Below are 14,936 nucleotides of genomic sequence, written 5' to 3'. Positions count from 1 at the left end.
CGATTGAAATTTTTGGTGGTGCTGGTTGCCGGGGTGGTGTTATCCGTGCCAGTGCTGATTTCGCTGTTGTTATTGTTATCGTTGCAGGCACTCTGCGGCTTTGGGCTTGGTCGGGTCGGTGATGTCGACGAAACCGATGGATTTGCTTGGGCTGTCGCTGTAAATCAGCGTCATACCATCGGTGCTGGCGGTGACGATTTCAGCGGCGGTTGTGTCAGCAACATTGCAATCAGCATCCAGTTGCAGGCACACCGGAAATGAGGCAACACGATTGAAATTTTTGGTGGTGCTGGTTGCCGGGGTGGTGTTATCCGTGCCAGTGCTGATTTCGCTGTTGTTATTGTTATCGTTGCAGGCACTTAAGCCGAGTGTGACCGCGAGCGCGAGGGCGCACAGTTTTAGGGAGACAGGTAGGCGCATGAAAGACTCCGTAGCTGGGATGATAGAAATGGATGATTGTTGGCGGTTTGGATGAAGGTTGTTTGACAGGTATGTGACGTTTTGGTGAAGCAGCAGGCAGTGGGAAATGGAACGCACACTGGATGAGTCTGTGCCATAATTCAGCCATCCGCATGAGATTGGAGCATCGGGATGGCAGAGTCCCCGCAAACAGCACAAATTTTTCTCAGTTACAGCCGCACCGACAAAGAGGCGGCGAAAACCTTGCGCGAACGGCTAGAACAAGCGGGTTTTAGCGTGTTCCGCGACGAAGAATCTATCCGCATTGGTGACAACTGGCTGAAAAGTTTGCAGGATGCGGTGCAAGGCTGTGCCGCTTTCGTGCTGTTGGTCGGGCGCGATGGTGTGCAACAACAACGTTGGGTGGGGGCGGAAGTCGAAGTTGCCCTCAGTCGCAAGCTGTCGCCGCACGATGACCGCGAGCGCTTGCCAATTTTCCCGGTGTTGTTGGCAGAAGCGGTGTTTGCCGATTTGCCGGTATTCCTGCAACAAATTCAGTCGTTGGTTTGGCATCCTGACAGCAGTGATTTGCCGCACGGTTTGCGCGAGGCATTGCAGGCAAGCGCATCCCTGCAAACTGCATCGCCGCTGTTGAAAGGCGAACCCTACCGTGGCTTGAGCTATTTCCGCCGTGAAGACGCCGACCGTTTTTTTGGGCGGCATGAGGAAGTGTTGCAAGCCCTACATGGCTTGGGCTATGTCGAAGACATTGCGCCGGAATCTTCCACCCAACCGCATTCGCGTTACTATCGCTGGCTGCAAATCCACGCTGCCAGTGGGGCGGGCAAGTCGTCGCTGGTGCGTGCCGGGATGTTGCCGAAGATTGAGCAAGGCTTGTTGTGGCGGCGTACTGGCTATGCTGGCTGGAAAATCCTCGAACCGCTGATACCGGGCGAAAAGCCGGTGGAGATGTTGGCAGAAAAGCTGGCGAAGGCATTCCCGCAGCAAGACATGGATGGCTGGTTGGGCAAGCTACATCAGGCGGACAAACCAGCGGCTTTGGCACATGCGCTGCGTCCGTTGCTGCCCGCTGGCAGTGCGGTGTTGTTGGTGGTTGACCAGTTTGAGGAACTGTTCACTCTGACTGAAGAGTCAGAACGCCGCCAGTTTGACCGCCTGTTGGCAACGGCGCTGGCTGACCCGGACTGTCCGCTGTTCCTGATCAGCACCATCCGTTCGGATTTCCTTGACCGCTTTGAATACCTGCCGGAACTGCTCAAGCTGTACAACACCCTCAAGGGCGATTACCTGTTGCCGACCATGACCGAAGCGGGTTTGCGCGAACTGATTGTGCATCCGGCGCGGCTGGCGGGTTTGCAGGTGGATGAGGGGTTGGTGGAAGCGATGGTGCGCGATGCGCGGGGCGAACCGGGGGCGTTGCCTCTGGTGGAAAGTGCGCTTGCCGAGTTGTGGAGCGAGGCGCAAACGCACGGTAGCCAACGCTTGAGCCGGGCGTATTACGAGCAGAATAACGGTGTGGTGGGGATGCTGGCGCAGCGGGCGGATGCACTGATTGGCAGTCTGGGTGAGCGTGGGCGCAAGCAGGCACTGGATTTGTTGCTGGCATTGACGCGCATCAACGAAGGCGGGCGGCATACGCGGCGGCGCTTGTTGCGGGCGGATGCGGTGCATGAGGCTGGCGGCGGGAAGCAGGGCGAAAAGGTGGTGCAGGTGCTGGCGGGGGAACGGGTACGGCAGGGTGGCGGGCAGGTGGGGCCGTTGCGCTTGATTGTGACGGATGGGGAGACCCTCACCCCCAGCCCCTCTCCCGGAGGTAGAGGGGAGCAAGAGGGGGGCTTCGTTGAGTTGGTGCATGAAATGCTGGTGCGCCCCAGTGACCGCAAGGATGCGCAAGGTCGTGCCATCGGTTATTGGCCGACGTTGTTCAACTACGTGTTTGATAACCGTGACCGCGATTACCAGCGTCAGCAGTTGCAGGTGGATGCGCAACGCTGGCAGGAACGCAAGCGGTTGGGGCGTTGGTTTGGGTTGGCGGGGTGGCGTGATTTGCGGGTTTTCAAGCATCAGCGCCCACGACCTGAGAGTGTGGAGGGGCGATATTTGCGGCATAGCCGGTGGGTGGCGTGGGGGCAAACGCTGCTGCTGGCGGGGTTGCTGGGTGTGTTGGCGGAATCGGCGTGGTGGGCGGATCAGTACAAATTGCCGTTTGGCTATGCCCTGCTTAAGCCGCTGTGGACTTTGGGTTATTCACCACCCTTACCTGAAATGATCGAAATTATCGCGCAGGGTCAAGAAATCAATTTTATGATGGGGTGTGTGGATAGGAACAATGATGTTGATGGAGGCGATGAGTGTAAAAGTTATTATGATGAATCAACACCCGCCCACTTAGTTACGTTGACCAGACCGTTTCAGCTTGGCAAATACGAAGTTACCTTTATGGAGTATGACTATTATGTTTGGGATCAGCGACGCAAGGGGGTAATGGTAGATTATCCATCTGATGCTGGTTTCGGACGTTACAATAAGCCGGTCATTAATGTTAGCTGGGAGGATGTAGAGGTTTATACCACTTGGTTACAGGTGCGAACAGGAAAATCTTATCGACTGCCGACCGAAGCCGAATGGGAATACGCTGCACGTGGTGGGACAGATACAAATTATTCGTGGGGGGATACCGTTGGTGAAGGGAATGCCAACTGCAATGATTCAGGCATTGCCCCTGGCTGTAAGGATGGTTATACGAAGACTGCTCCGGTCGGCATTTTTCCTGCTAACCCATTTGGGGTGCATGACATGCTCGGTAATGTACGGGAATGGTGTCAGGATGCATATGGAGATTATTCAGCAGAGTCGGTTAGGAACCCGGAATATTCTCCAGCAACTTCGTCTGATAGTGCTTTCCGTGTGATTCGCGGAGGTTCGTGGGACTATGGGTCTTGGGATATGCATCCTACTTACCGAATTGGTGGCGAGTCGGTTAGTCGGAACGACTCAAACGGGTTCCGCCTCGCCTTGGGTCATTAGGTGCTTAGGCGGTATCACTCTTCGGTGTGCAGGGACAGCACTCCTGCTGCCGTCAGATAGGAATCAGAATTCTTGTAGGAGCCAGCCTTGCTGGCGATTCTTTCAATTCCTATTGATTTAGGAGAATCGCTTGCGGGGCAAGCTCCTACGGTGGTTGCGACATAGATAGACAGGGATGTTGCAGGTGGGGCTTGTGTTGAATGTCCCGCTGTTTTTGGGATTAAGCGGCACGCTTAAGATGCAGCTTGATGTCCAAATCATCCCAAGGCACAAAAACACTGCCTTCGTCACTGAGTTCAATCAAGCCATTTTCCCGCAAACGCTGCACATCACTGTGGACATTGCTGTAGTCACGCTTGAGCAATTCAGCCAGTTTTTTGATGGAAAGCATCCCTTCTTTTGCCAGCCGGTTAACCAGTTCCCAGCGTTTGGGGGTCAGGTTGGCAAGCAATTGCTCCACGCTGCTGAAGACAAGTTTGTTGGGTTCAGCCAATGCCTTGCCTTGGTCAAGTTGTTGGGCATCCGCCAACATTTGCTGCATGGCGGCTTCGGGGTCTAGCACGGTAATGATCAGCGTATTATTCGTCATCGGATACCTCTTTGGCTCTGTGTGCCTGTACGTCCGCAAGAAAATCGGGATAACGCATTTTGAAGTAGCTGAGCCGCTCTGCTTTGGATTGTTTCTGTTTCATGGTAGCATAATAACATATGTGATCAAGCTACCATGATGGTTTACGATGAATGGCTTGAATCACAAATATTGTATGGAAAAATTATCCACATGAATGAAATTTATACGTTACTGATTGAGCTTGAAGATGGCGTATTCCGTAGTGATGCCTCTTTCCCCATTGTCTGGAAGCGCACTGTCGAGTTTAACGCCGACACGACATTGAATATGTTGCACAATTTCATCCAGCAGGAAGTCGATTTTGACGATGATCATCTGTATGAATTCTACATTGCCAAAAAATCCCGCTCGAAAAAAGCACGTCAGTTCACCTGCGAAGGCACAACCGAAGAGGACAACCGGGCATTCTGGCAGGAGCATTTTCCCGACAAGGAATACGGTACAGCACCCTGGATCAAGGAGCCGTGGATACGCGAAGAGCCGCTGGGTACACCGCTGAATCAGGTTTTTCCTTTACCCGCAGGCAACTTCCTGTTTTACCTGTTCGACTACGGTGATAGCTGGCGTTTCAAAATCAGGAAAACCAACCGTAAGCAGCAGTTTGCAGCGGAGGGGGTGGAGTATCCGCGAGTGGTTGGAGGAGAAGGGGAAAACCCGAAGCAGTACCCGATGTGGGATGATGACGAGGATTTTGATGTAGAGGAAGTGACCGATGATCCTGTCGATGGCTGAACCCCTAGCGTACCGGTGTCGATTCCCATGTCCAATCCCGAATTTCCGGCATATCCTGCCCGTACTGGTTAATGTATTGCCGATGCTCCACCAATTTATCTTTGAGTTGCTGCTTCAAGTAGCTACCTTGATCAGCCGTTTGCGGCAATCGGTCAATGGCATCCATCACCAAATGGAAGCGGTCAAGATCATTCACCACGGTCATATCAAACGGCGTACTGATCGTGCCTTCTTCCTTGTAGCCGCGCACATGGAAATTATCATGGTTGGTACGGCGGTACGTCAGCCGATGAATTAACCACGGGTAGGCATGAAACGCGAAAATCACCGGTTTATCCTTGGTGAAAATCGTATCGAAATCGGCATCACTCAAACCGTGCGGGTGTTCATTCTGCGGTTGCAATTTCATCAGATTGACGACGTTAACCACGCGAACTTTTAAGTCAGGTAAGTGTTCGCGCAGGATCGACACCGCTGCCAACGTTTCCAGCGTTGGTACGTCGCCACAGCACGCCATTACCACATCAGTTTCGTCCGTTTGGTCGTTGCTCGCCCATTGCCAGATGCTAATACCTTGGGTGCAATGCTTGACGGCGGCATCCATCGACAACCATTGTGGGGCGGGATGTTTGCCCGCAATCACCACATTGACGTAATGGCGGCTACGTAGGCAATGATCCATTACCGACAGCAAGCAGTTGGCATCCGGCGGAAAATACACCCGCACGACTTCGGCTTTCTTGTTCACTACGTGGTCGATGAAACCGGGGTCTTGGTGGGTAAAACCGTTGTGGTCTTGCCGCCAGACGTGCGATGCCAGCAGGTAATTCAGCGAGGCAATTTTGCGCCGCCAAGGCAGGTGCGCAGTGACTTTCAGCCACTTGGCGTGCTGGTTGAACATCGAATCAATGATGTGGATGAAGGCTTCGTAGCAATTGAACAGCCCGTGCCGTCCGGTCAGTAAATAGCCTTCCAGCCAGCCTTCACACTGGTGTTCACTGAGCATCGAATCCAGCACTCGCCCGGAAGGGGCAAGGAATTGGTCGTTCGGTAGCGTACTGGCATTCCACTGGCGTTGGGTCACTTCAAACAGGGCTTCGAGACCATTGGAGAGCGTTTCGTCGGGGGCGAATACGCGGAAATTGCGTTGTTCATCGTTTAGCGTTGCCACATCGCGCAGGAAACGTCCTAGTACATGCGTATCGCCGATGCCGCGCATACCAGGCGTGGGTACATCCACCGCATAATCTTGGAAATTGGGCATCCGTAAATCGCGCAGTAAGATACCGCCGTTGGCGTGGGGATTTGCTCCCATGCGCCGTTCACCCGTGGGGGCAAGTTCTGCCAATTCCGGCTGCAAACGTCCGTTTTCGTCGAACAGCTCTTCCGGTCGGTAGCTTTTTAGCCAATCTTCCAGCAACTGGAGGTGTTCGGGGTGCGCAGCGGGGTTGGAAAGTGGCACTTGATGCGCTCGGAATGTGCCTTCGATTTGCACCCCATTGACCACTTTCGGCCCTGTCCAGCCTTTGGGGGAAACTAGCACAATCATCGGCCAGCGGGGGCGGGTTAAATCACCGTCAACACGAGCTGCTTGTTGGATAGCTTTAATTTGCGCTGTCACTGTGTCGAGCGTTGCTGCCATTGCTGCGTGCATCAACGTCGGTTCGTCACCTTCCACGAAATACGGTGTCCAGCCGTAGCCGCGCAATAACTGTTCAAGTTCCTCGCGGCTGATACGTGCAAGCACGGTCGGGTTGGCAATCTTGTAGCCGTTGAGGTGCAGGATCGGCAGTACCACGCCATCCGTCACCGGATCAAGGAACTTGTTGGAATGCCACGAAGTCGCCAGCGGCCCGGTTTCCGCTTCGCCATCGCCGACTACGCACGCCACCACCAGATCGGGATTGTCGAATACTGCGCCGAACGCATGACTTAGCGAATAGCCCAGTTCACCGCCTTCGTGGATCGAGCCGGGGCATTCCGGCGATGCATGGCTGGGAATGCCGCTGGGAAACGAAAATTGCAAAAAGAGCTTTTGCAACCCCGCTTCGTCTTGGCTGATGTCGGGGTAGATTTCGCTGTACGTGCCTTCAAGGTAGGTATTGCTCACCACCGCAGGCCCGCCGTGTCCGGGGCCGGAGATGTAGATCATGTCGAGGTCGTATTGTTTGATAATGCGGTTTAGGTGTACGTAGATGAAGTTTTGTCCGGGCGTTGTGCCCCAGTGTCCCAGCAGAGTGTGCTTCACATCCGCCAGCGTGAGCGGACGTTTTAGCAGCGGGTTGTCGAACAGGTAAATCTGCCCGACAGAGAGGTAGTTAGTGGCACGCCAGTAAGCATCCATCCGACCTAGCAGTTCGGGGGAAAGTGTTGTATTTGTCATTTTATTTTGCCTCGTCAACCATCTGGATGGTTTTTTCCTCAACCTCTTTGGCTACTTGAACCAACGCTGCATCTTGGGACAGTGACGCTAGCATTGGCGCGGGCTTGATCAGGCCGATCTGCGTTTTGCCTTTATCCGTAAACACCGAAATACGGCAAGGCAAGGCCATGTTCAGGCGCATGTCGATGGACAGCACGGTTGCTGCCTGTTTCGGATTACAGACTTCAAACACCTTGCATTCTTTCTCAAAGGCAATGCCTTTGCTGCGTAGCGTGTTGCCCAGATCGTGTACATGCAGCACCCCGAAGCCATGATGGATAACGGCTGCTTCAAGGTCTGTGGCTGCTTGGCTGAAGGATTTGTTGGTTGCAACGATGTAATACATAAAATCACCTTGATGGTTGTGGTTAAAAATTTAATCTTTTCAATGTTTTTGTTTTCTTGGTTGTGTTCATTCTTTCCCGCTGACACTCGCGCCATCGTCAGGCCGTAATGTCCAGAACGTTAAGGATGACAGGAGCGTCAAGACACCGATGGTCAGAAAGGCATGATGAAGAGCGCTAGTCACTGCTATCTGATTGCTTTGGGGGACATTCCCCAGATACCAAGCCGTAATCAGCGTGCCACTAGCCAGACCAAAACTCATCGACATTTGTTGGAAAGTGCTGGTCATGGTGCTCGCCATGCTGGAATCCTTGCTGTCGATGTCGGCATAGGCTATCGAATTCATGCTGGTGAATTGCAAGGCATTGAAAAGTCCGCTAGCCAGACCGATCAGGACGATAACGAAGAGTGGTGTCGTCGGTGTCACCAGTGCATACAGGCTGACGGTCACACCAATCGCCAATGTATTCACCACCAACACCTGTCGATAACCAAAATGTTTGAGTACCCGCGTTGAAATGACTTTCATGCCCATCGCCGCCAACGCCATCGGCATCATCAATAAACCGGATTGCCAAGCAGGCATCCCCAGACCCACTTGATAGAGCAAAGGCAGCAAAAACGGCAGGCCGCCCATGCTCATGCGGGTGATGAAACCACCCACCACGGATACCCGAAAGGTACGTATCCGAAACAGTGCCAAGCGTAGCAAAGGATAGGGTATGCGTGCCGCGTGCCAGGCATAGGCCAACCGCTTTCAAACTGAGGGGCGTTACGTCCAGACTGACTGCCATCGCGGGTATTGCTGTGTTGACGATGGTGGAATCAAGCTGCTCCATGAATAGCGCAATAGCGACTACCCACGGCAAGTAACGTTTAATGATGGCTTCATTCATCAATCCAAAACACCTTTTACCTGCTTAACGTTGCGCCAAGACCGTCAGCAGCGCATCGAACGGCTGGTCGAATTTTGTTACACCTTCGTCTTCAAGCTGTTGCGTCAGTTGGTCGAGGTTGATGCCCAGCGCGGGCAGTTGTTCCAGCAATTGGCGGGCTTCCGCAGCATCTTGTTCGAGCCGCGCTTGCGGTTTGCCGTGGCCGCGGTAGGTATTCAGGGTTTCCATTGGCAGGGTGTTGACGGTATCTGCGCCGATCAAGGCTTCGACGTATTTTATATCGCTGAACGCTGGATTTTTGCTGCTGGTGCTTGCCCATAACAGCCGTTGGACGTTCGCACCTTGCGCTTCCAATACACCAAAGTGATCGCTATTAAAGATTTCTTGGTAGATTTGATAGGCTATTTTCGCGCTGGCAATCGCGACTTGCCCGCGTAATGCTTGTGCCGCTGGGGTTTCTAACAGCGGATCTAGCAGCGCATCAATGCGGCTAACAAAGAAACTGGCGACGGAGGCGACGTGCTGCACGGGTTCGCCTTGCGCGAGGCGGGCTTCAATGCCAGCGATGTAAGCTTCTGCTACCTGCCGATAGCGCGGTAAGCCAAACAGCAGGGTGACGTTGACGTTAATGCCTTCGCTAATGAGTTGCTGGATGGCGGGTAATCCGGCAGTAGTCGCGGGGATTTTGATGAAGACATTCGGGCGGTTCAGGGCAGCCCACAAGCGGCGTGCTTCCTGCAATGTGCCGTCGGTATTGTGCGCAAGGTGCGGATTGACTTCTAAACTGACATAGCCATCCTTGCCGTTGGTGATGTCGTAAAGTGGGCGGAAGGTATCGGCGGCACTTTGTACGTCTTGCTGACTAAGGGTTTCGTAGATAGCTTCGGCACTGTTGCCCTGAAGTGCCAGCTCACGAATGGCAGTGTCATAAGCTTGGCTATCACTAATCGCTTTCTCGAAAATCGCGGGATTGGAGGTGATGCCGCGCAAGTCATCTTCTTCAATCAAACGTTGCAATTCGCCGCTGGTGATTAAGTCGCGGCGGATGTAATCCAGCCAAATGGATTGACCGAAAGTTGCTAATTGGTTCAGGGGATTATTTTGCATAAAGGCACTTCTTGAGCATAATACGACTCTATGATTTACGATAAAAGCGCATGGGTGTTTTACGCTTAAGATTAGCTAGTTTTTAGATAAATATCAGTATTTAACTCAGTTTCATTAGGCGCTAAATTTGCTTATGTTGCAAGCTTCTGTCATTATTAATACAAGATTTGTCTATTCTAATCAAATAAATATTTCCGTAACATAATAAGCATTACAAGGAGAAAGTGATGGACACTGCTGTTTCTGAGCCTCGCGCTAATCTGCCCGTAGCAGAACCGGGTGCTACGTTTAAACAAGTTTTAAAAAGTGGATGCTGTGCTGTTTATCGGCATCATTTTTCTGGCTTTGTTGGGCGTGGGTATTACCAATTACCGCGTAGACAATGCCTACAGTTATTGGAGCTATATGCTGGTATTTCTAGCGTTGATGACGACAGCGTGGGGAAGCTGGCGTTCTAAAAAGCTGGGGCTGTTGCATGGCGGCAAGTTATTGTATCAGCAAGCTATTTTGTGGGGGTCGGCATTGGTCGCTGTGGCAGTAATTTACCGACTGCTCGAGGCAGGGCGTATTAATGTGGATACGACTGGTTTATTGGTGTTATTGATGCTGACTTTCGCTACCTTCGTTGACGGAATGCTGGTGTCGTGGAAATTGTATGTGGTAGGTGTGCTATTATTGTTAACGTTATTAATGGCAGCTTACGTTGGGCAGTTTCTGTGGATCATTTTATTAGCCGCTGTGGTATTAATCGCACTGGTTTTGATTTTTGTGGTATGGAAAATACGTTCTTATTAATATGAACTATACTCACCGTATAGGATTCGTCATGTTTAACAACAGAAGGAGTTAATGTCATGACAATTTTGATTGTTGTTGCGAATGCGACACTGGCGCGTTTTTTTAGTGCCGCGCCATTAAATGCAAATGCTACGCTTATTGAATTGGAAGATAAGGTGCATCCGAGTTCCCGTTTGCATGGGCGTGATTTGGAAACCGATTCACCGTCGCGTGTCTTTGATTCGCAGGGGGCTGGTCGTCATGCGGTAGAGCCACCCACCGATATAAAAGAGCAGCAAGCCGAAGCGTTTGCGCTTGAATTGAGCAACTATCTGGAAGAAATGCGCAGTGCCAACCGTTATGACAAGTTGTATGTCATGGCTTCACCGCATTTCCTTGGCTTATTGCGCGGGCATTTCAGGCAAGGCGTGACAGATTTGCTGGCTGAAACCGTGGATAAAGACCTGACTCGCCATTCGGTGGAAGAAATCCGCGCCCATCTGCCTGATTTTATGTAACGCAATGCAGGGGGAATACGATGGAATACAAGGATTATTACAAAGTTCTGGGTTTGACCAAAGAAGCCACGCAGGATGACATCAAGCGTGTCTACCGCAAATTGGCACGTAAATACCACCCCGACATCAGCAAGGAAGACAATGCTGAGGAACAGTTCAAAGAAGTGGGCGAAGCCTACGAAGTTTTGAAAGACCCGGAAAAACGCGCTGCCTATGATCAGTTGGGCGAAGACTTGAAAGCCCCACGTGATTTCCGTCCGCCACCCAGTGGTACTGCGGGAACGGGGCAGTCAGCTGATTTTGATGATTTCCTTGCTAACCTGTTTGGTCAACGTGGGCGTGCTAATGCGGGGCGGACACAATCCATGCAGGGTGAGGATAGCCACTTCAAGGTGTCGATTGATCTGGAAGATGCTTATCGAGGGGCGACGCGCAGCTTGAATTTGCGCTCTTCCCAGCAAGAACGCACCCTCAATATCAAAATCCCCAAAGGGGTCAAACAAGGTCAGCATATTCGCCTGCAAGGGCAGGGCAGCCCCGGTATCGGTGGTGGCAGTGCGGGCGATTTGTATCTGGAAATCGCTTTCAACCCGCATCCACTGTACCGCGCCGAGGAACTGGATGTTTATCTGGAATTGCCGATTGCCCCGTGGGAAGCCGCGTTGGGTGGCAGTGTCAAAGTACCAACCCCAGACGGCGCGGTGGATATGAAGATTCCGCCCAATTCATCCACAGGGCGCAAGTTGCGCTTGAAAGGGCGCGGCATTCCCGCGCAAACACCGGGCGATTTTTACGTCACCCTCAAAGTGGTGATGCCGGATACCCTCAGCGACAAGGCCAAAGCCCTGTACAGTGAATTGGCGCTGGAACAAACCTTTAATCCGCGTGCCGGAATGGGAGTGTGAGTGATGCAAACCGCTTTGAATGAAATAATCGGCAGGATTCTGGAAGACGATGCACTGTTTTCGCTAGAGGAATTGTGCCGTTCTTGCAGCCTGCTACCCGAACAGCTTTTGGAAATGGTGGACGAGGGGATTATTGAACCCATTGATTACCAGCAAACCACCACGAGTTGGCTGTTTGCAGGTAATAGCGTAGTGCGGGTGCGTACTGTAATCCGGCTTCAGCGCGATTTAGGTGTTAATTTGGCAGGTGCTGCTTTGGCAATAGAATTGCTTGATGAAATTAAAGTTTTGCGAAATAGCCCCAATAGGGTTATTAAACGCTAAGCTTTAATTCTCAATAACAAAAGAGTGCTAGCTATTTGTTTTTTATCGGACTACTCTGGAATTGAATACTTAATTCAATAATTTTAATTCAGGAGAAATTCAAAATGGAACCTTTTGTTGCAAAACAACCAATGGCGGACGAATCCCGTCCCACCGAGAAGTTATTTACAGGATTAGCCGTTAATCACGTCAATCCAAGCGCTATTAAGCAGTGGCTTGCCGCCAGCAATTCCCGCTATCCATCGGTAATCAGAGCTTCGCAGACCTGCGAGGGCTTTGATTTTTACGGGCACAACCATACCCTCCAAGCCCTGAAAGCCTGCCCGAATACCGCCTGACTTTTGCATAACCCAACACCCTGTTGGAAAACCCCAGCGTACCCTCAAGCCTGATTTTCATCCGCTGCGAATGCCTTTGGGTGTCAGGTCAGCATGTTCATAACCCCAAATGATGGCAGCATAGAAGGACTCCCAATCGCTAATCAGATGCTCACGGAACATCCCACGCATCTTCTCCCACAATGCGGTACGGCTCTGTAAGCGGGTGCGGGCGGCTTGGAAGTACTGGCAGCAAGCTTCCTGAATCTGGTCGATCAGGAAGGCCAACATCATCAGGGTGGCGAACACAGTGGAAAGATGTTGCTTGCCATGACCGTAATTATGTTCGAGGTTGTAACCGAGGTTTTTAAGGGTGTTAAAGGTTTCGTTCTCCACCTTCCAGCGGGAACGGCCTGCGCGTACCACATCCGCCACGTTGTCGGCGGTGAGGGGGATGTCAGTCACGCAGTCATAGATAAAGGTTGTACCGTCGGGGCGTTCCTCCCAATAGTCGATGTAGTTGACCCGCACGTCTTGGTTGGCATGGTTGAGCGGGATGTCGTTGGCATAACGGTAGCCACACCGTAACTTTTTGCTCGTCGTGCCTGCCAATTCTTGGGTACTGCCATTGGCTAACCCGTCCAATACCGTCTTCAGTAATAGGCTGCCACTACGGGCTTTGGCGGTAATGATAAAGCTGTAACCGTTTGACTTCAGAAGACGGATGTGCGGTGCATTGCAGGAAAGGGCATCTTGCAGCAGGATCATCTCCATGCGCGGGAAGTCTTGGCGCAACTGGGGGATGAGCCGTTTAGAGGCATTGTGTTCGCAATCATTTTTCTTGCTGCCATCCTGCTTGGTGATGGCCTCTGGGAAAAAGGGTAATACGGTATTCTTGTCAGGGTGAACCAGCACTGCCGCCAGCATCTGGTGGTAATACTCCTCACGTCCGTCCTTGTGTGTCTTAATGCAACAATCCGGGCAAGAGATAGCCCCAGAGCTAAAAATACCTGTTCCATCAATACTGACTAAATACTTTCCTAGAAAACGGTAGCCTTCCAGTATGCCTTGCCGTTGCAGTTCCTGATGGATGGCGCGGAACACCGGCGCAGACGCTGCGGTTTTACCCCGTCCAATACCGTGCGCATTTGGCTGTCACAGGGAGCATCGGGGATGCCAAACAGGGTTTTCAGGTTGTGCCGTCGTGCCTTGTCCCCGCGCTGTTTGTCAAACTGCAACAGTGAGCCGTCTTTCAACGAAAATAGGGCAAGCCCTGACATCAGCACGTCAACCAAGGGATAGTCGGGTTTGGTTTTGCGGTGGTCAGTGACTTCACTGAAACAGCCGCGCACACGTTCCAGCAATCCGGGGACTGAGAGGGTCTTGCGTAGCTTCAGGCTACCAACAAGAGGCAGGGGAGGTGGTTTTGCAGGCATTTCGTTGCACAGTGACTCGTTTTACAAGACCATGATTATACAGTCATTTTAAGATCGGCGGGAATTGCTGGCTTGCCGCAGGCTGGCAAGATATTTGGAAAACCCCTACGGCAAGTTTGTCCTATGGGATTATTTTCGCGTTAGCAGGTATTTTGCTTACGCTGGTATTTCGGAGTAATCCTGTTTTTGTTGTTACGTTGTCCACCGGTTTTTTATTGGTTGGTTCGTTTGTTGCGGTAGGTCTTTATGATTTAAGCAGGCGTATTGAACATGGTGAGCCAGCTACCTTTAAGCATTCTTTGTCTGTTATTAGCCACAATGTCTACGGTTTAGGTATTTATGCCGTCGCACTGAGTTTTGTCATGTTATTCTGGGTGCGTACTGCAACAGTATTGACCGGTTTGATGATGACGAGCACAACCGTCACGGGCGAAGGTTATGGTCACTTATTTACAAGTTTGCTAACGATGGATAACGGTTGGCTATTCATTCTCGGTTTTATGGGCGTAGGCTTGTTATTTGCCAGCATCGCTTTTACGACGGGTGTGGTGACTGTGCCGTTATTGTTGCACAGGAAAATCGACATTATGACGGCTAGTGTTACCAGTATTCGTGTTGTCAAGCAAAACCCTAAAACTATGCTGCTGTGGGCAATGACCATTGTGGCGATTATTGGCTTGGGTATTGCGACGTTTTATATCGGTTTGATTATAGCGATGCCATTAATCGCTCATGCTAGTTGGCACGCTTACCGTGATTTGGTTAACGATTAAGGAGTAGAAAATGTCTAGTGTTGGTTATCACGAACCTGCTGAAAAACTCTCCGCTGAAACCCGCGATATGCACCGCGCCATCGTGTCGCTCATGGAAGAGCTGGAAGCCGTGGATTGGTATAACCAGCGGGCGGATGTGTGTAAGGATCAAGAACTCAAAGCCATTCTGGAACACAACCGTGACGAGGAAAAAGAACATGCCGCGATGTTGCTGGAATGGACTCGGCGTAAAGACGCAAGGTTTTCCAAAGAACTCAAAGATTATTTGTTCACTGAAAAACCTATCGCGCAGCTTTAAGTGACGGA

General features: G+C 51.6%; 17 protein-coding genes. 9 read left to right on the top strand and 8 right to left on the bottom strand.

The window, feature by feature from the left end:
- Positions 1 to 75: 75 nt before the first annotated feature.
- Complete coding sequence (locus tag L2Y54_RS13695; RefSeq protein WP_236496810.1) at positions 76 to 420, bottom strand: hypothetical protein; 345 nt, start codon at positions 418 to 420, stop codon at positions 76 to 78.
- Between the two features lie 171 nt (positions 421 to 591).
- On the opposite strand from L2Y54_RS13695, the gene L2Y54_RS13690 reads away from it, so the two are divergent.
- Complete coding sequence (locus L2Y54_RS13690; protein WP_236496808.1) at positions 592 to 3,447, top strand: nSTAND1 domain-containing NTPase; 2,856 nt, start codon at positions 592 to 594, stop codon at positions 3,445 to 3,447.
- A 220-nt stretch (positions 3,448 to 3,667) separates the two neighbouring features.
- On the opposite strand, the gene L2Y54_RS13685 is transcribed toward L2Y54_RS13690, so the two are convergent.
- Entirely contained in the window at positions 3,668 to 4,036 is a 369-nt protein-coding gene (locus L2Y54_RS13685) for an HVO_A0114 family putative DNA-binding protein (protein ID WP_236496806.1), read from the bottom strand.
- Between the two features lie 192 nt (positions 4,037 to 4,228).
- On the opposite strand from L2Y54_RS13685, the gene L2Y54_RS13680 reads away from it, so the two are divergent.
- A complete protein-coding gene (locus tag L2Y54_RS13680) occupies positions 4,229 to 4,810 on the top strand; it encodes a plasmid pRiA4b ORF-3 family protein (RefSeq protein ID WP_236496805.1) in 582 nt (193 codons plus the stop codon).
- A gap of 4 nt (positions 4,811 to 4,814) precedes the next feature.
- Here L2Y54_RS13680 and L2Y54_RS13675 read toward each other — a convergent pair whose 3' ends face one another.
- The 4 genes from L2Y54_RS13675 to tal form a co-directional block, all read right to left on the bottom strand.
- Positions 4,815 to 7,193, bottom strand: coding sequence for a phosphoketolase family protein (locus L2Y54_RS13675; RefSeq protein WP_236496803.1), 2,379 nt, complete (start codon positions 7,191 to 7,193; stop codon positions 4,815 to 4,817).
- Between the two features lies 1 nt (position 7,194).
- Entirely contained in the window at positions 7,195 to 7,578 is a 384-nt protein-coding gene (locus tag L2Y54_RS13670) for a DUF302 domain-containing protein (protein WP_236496801.1), read from the bottom strand.
- A gap of 66 nt (positions 7,579 to 7,644) precedes the next feature.
- Positions 7,645 to 8,289 (bottom strand): MFS transporter, encoded by a 645-nt coding sequence (locus tag L2Y54_RS13665; protein ID WP_236496800.1) that lies wholly within the window; start codon positions 8,287 to 8,289, stop codon positions 7,645 to 7,647.
- A 208-nt stretch (positions 8,290 to 8,497) separates the two neighbouring features.
- Positions 8,498 to 9,580 (bottom strand): transaldolase, encoded by a 1,083-nt coding sequence (gene tal, locus L2Y54_RS13660; RefSeq protein ID WP_236496799.1) that lies wholly within the window; start codon positions 9,578 to 9,580, stop codon positions 8,498 to 8,500.
- Between the two features lie 306 nt (positions 9,581 to 9,886).
- Here tal and L2Y54_RS13655 point away from each other — a divergent pair, with 306 nt between their 5' ends.
- The 5 genes from L2Y54_RS13655 to L2Y54_RS13635 all read left to right on the top strand — a co-directional run bounded on the left by L2Y54_RS13655 (position 9,887) and on the right by L2Y54_RS13635 (position 12,442).
- Positions 9,887 to 10,375 (top strand): hypothetical protein, encoded by a 489-nt coding sequence (locus L2Y54_RS13655; RefSeq protein WP_236496797.1) that lies wholly within the window; start codon positions 9,887 to 9,889, stop codon positions 10,373 to 10,375.
- A 59-nt stretch (positions 10,376 to 10,434) separates the two neighbouring features.
- Positions 10,435 to 10,875 carry a host attachment protein gene (locus L2Y54_RS13650; RefSeq protein ID WP_236496796.1) on the top strand — a complete coding sequence of 147 codons (441 nt, stop codon included), beginning with the start codon at positions 10,435 to 10,437 and terminating at the stop codon, positions 10,873 to 10,875.
- Positions 10,876 to 10,895: 20 nt separating this feature from the next.
- Complete coding sequence (locus L2Y54_RS13645; RefSeq protein ID WP_236496794.1) at positions 10,896 to 11,780, top strand: DnaJ C-terminal domain-containing protein; 885 nt, start codon at positions 10,896 to 10,898, stop codon at positions 11,778 to 11,780.
- Positions 11,781 to 11,783: 3 nt separating this feature from the next.
- Positions 11,784 to 12,104 carry a chaperone modulator CbpM gene (locus tag L2Y54_RS13640; protein ID WP_228287937.1) on the top strand — a complete coding sequence of 107 codons (321 nt, stop codon included), beginning with the start codon at positions 11,784 to 11,786 and terminating at the stop codon, positions 12,102 to 12,104.
- 104 nt (positions 12,105 to 12,208) lie between these two features.
- Positions 12,209 to 12,442, top strand: coding sequence for a hypothetical protein (locus L2Y54_RS13635; RefSeq protein WP_236496792.1), 234 nt, complete (start codon positions 12,209 to 12,211; stop codon positions 12,440 to 12,442).
- A 57-nt stretch (positions 12,443 to 12,499) separates the two neighbouring features.
- Here L2Y54_RS13635 and L2Y54_RS13630 read toward each other — a convergent pair whose 3' ends face one another.
- On the bottom strand, positions 12,500 to 13,348 hold the full coding sequence (locus tag L2Y54_RS13630) for a transposase (protein WP_414718476.1): 849 nt from the start codon (positions 13,346 to 13,348) through the stop codon (positions 12,500 to 12,502).
- Between the two features lie 113 nt (positions 13,349 to 13,461).
- Positions 13,462 to 13,857, bottom strand: a complete 396-nt coding sequence (locus L2Y54_RS13625; RefSeq protein WP_236496789.1) for a transposase family protein — start codon at positions 13,855 to 13,857, stop codon at positions 13,462 to 13,464.
- A gap of 116 nt (positions 13,858 to 13,973) precedes the next feature.
- Between L2Y54_RS13625 and L2Y54_RS13620 the strand changes: the two genes are divergently transcribed.
- Both L2Y54_RS13620 and L2Y54_RS13615 read left to right on the top strand, forming a co-directional pair.
- The gene (locus L2Y54_RS13620; RefSeq protein WP_311196191.1) at positions 13,974 to 14,630 is read left to right on the top strand and encodes a DUF2189 domain-containing protein; all 657 of its coding nucleotides are present in this window, start codon (positions 13,974 to 13,976) and stop codon (positions 14,628 to 14,630) included.
- Between the two features lie 10 nt (positions 14,631 to 14,640).
- Positions 14,641 to 14,928, top strand: a complete 288-nt coding sequence (locus L2Y54_RS13615; RefSeq protein ID WP_236496788.1) for an encapsulin-associated ferritin-like protein — start codon at positions 14,641 to 14,643, stop codon at positions 14,926 to 14,928.
- Positions 14,929 to 14,936: the final 8 nt, after the last annotated feature.

The organism is Thiothrix winogradskyi, assembly GCF_021650935.1.
Lineage (GTDB): Bacteria > Pseudomonadota > Gammaproteobacteria > Thiotrichales > Thiotrichaceae > Thiothrix > Thiothrix winogradskyi.
Note: the sequence above shows the minus strand (reverse complement) of the source record. Positions and strands in the feature narration are given on the sequence as shown.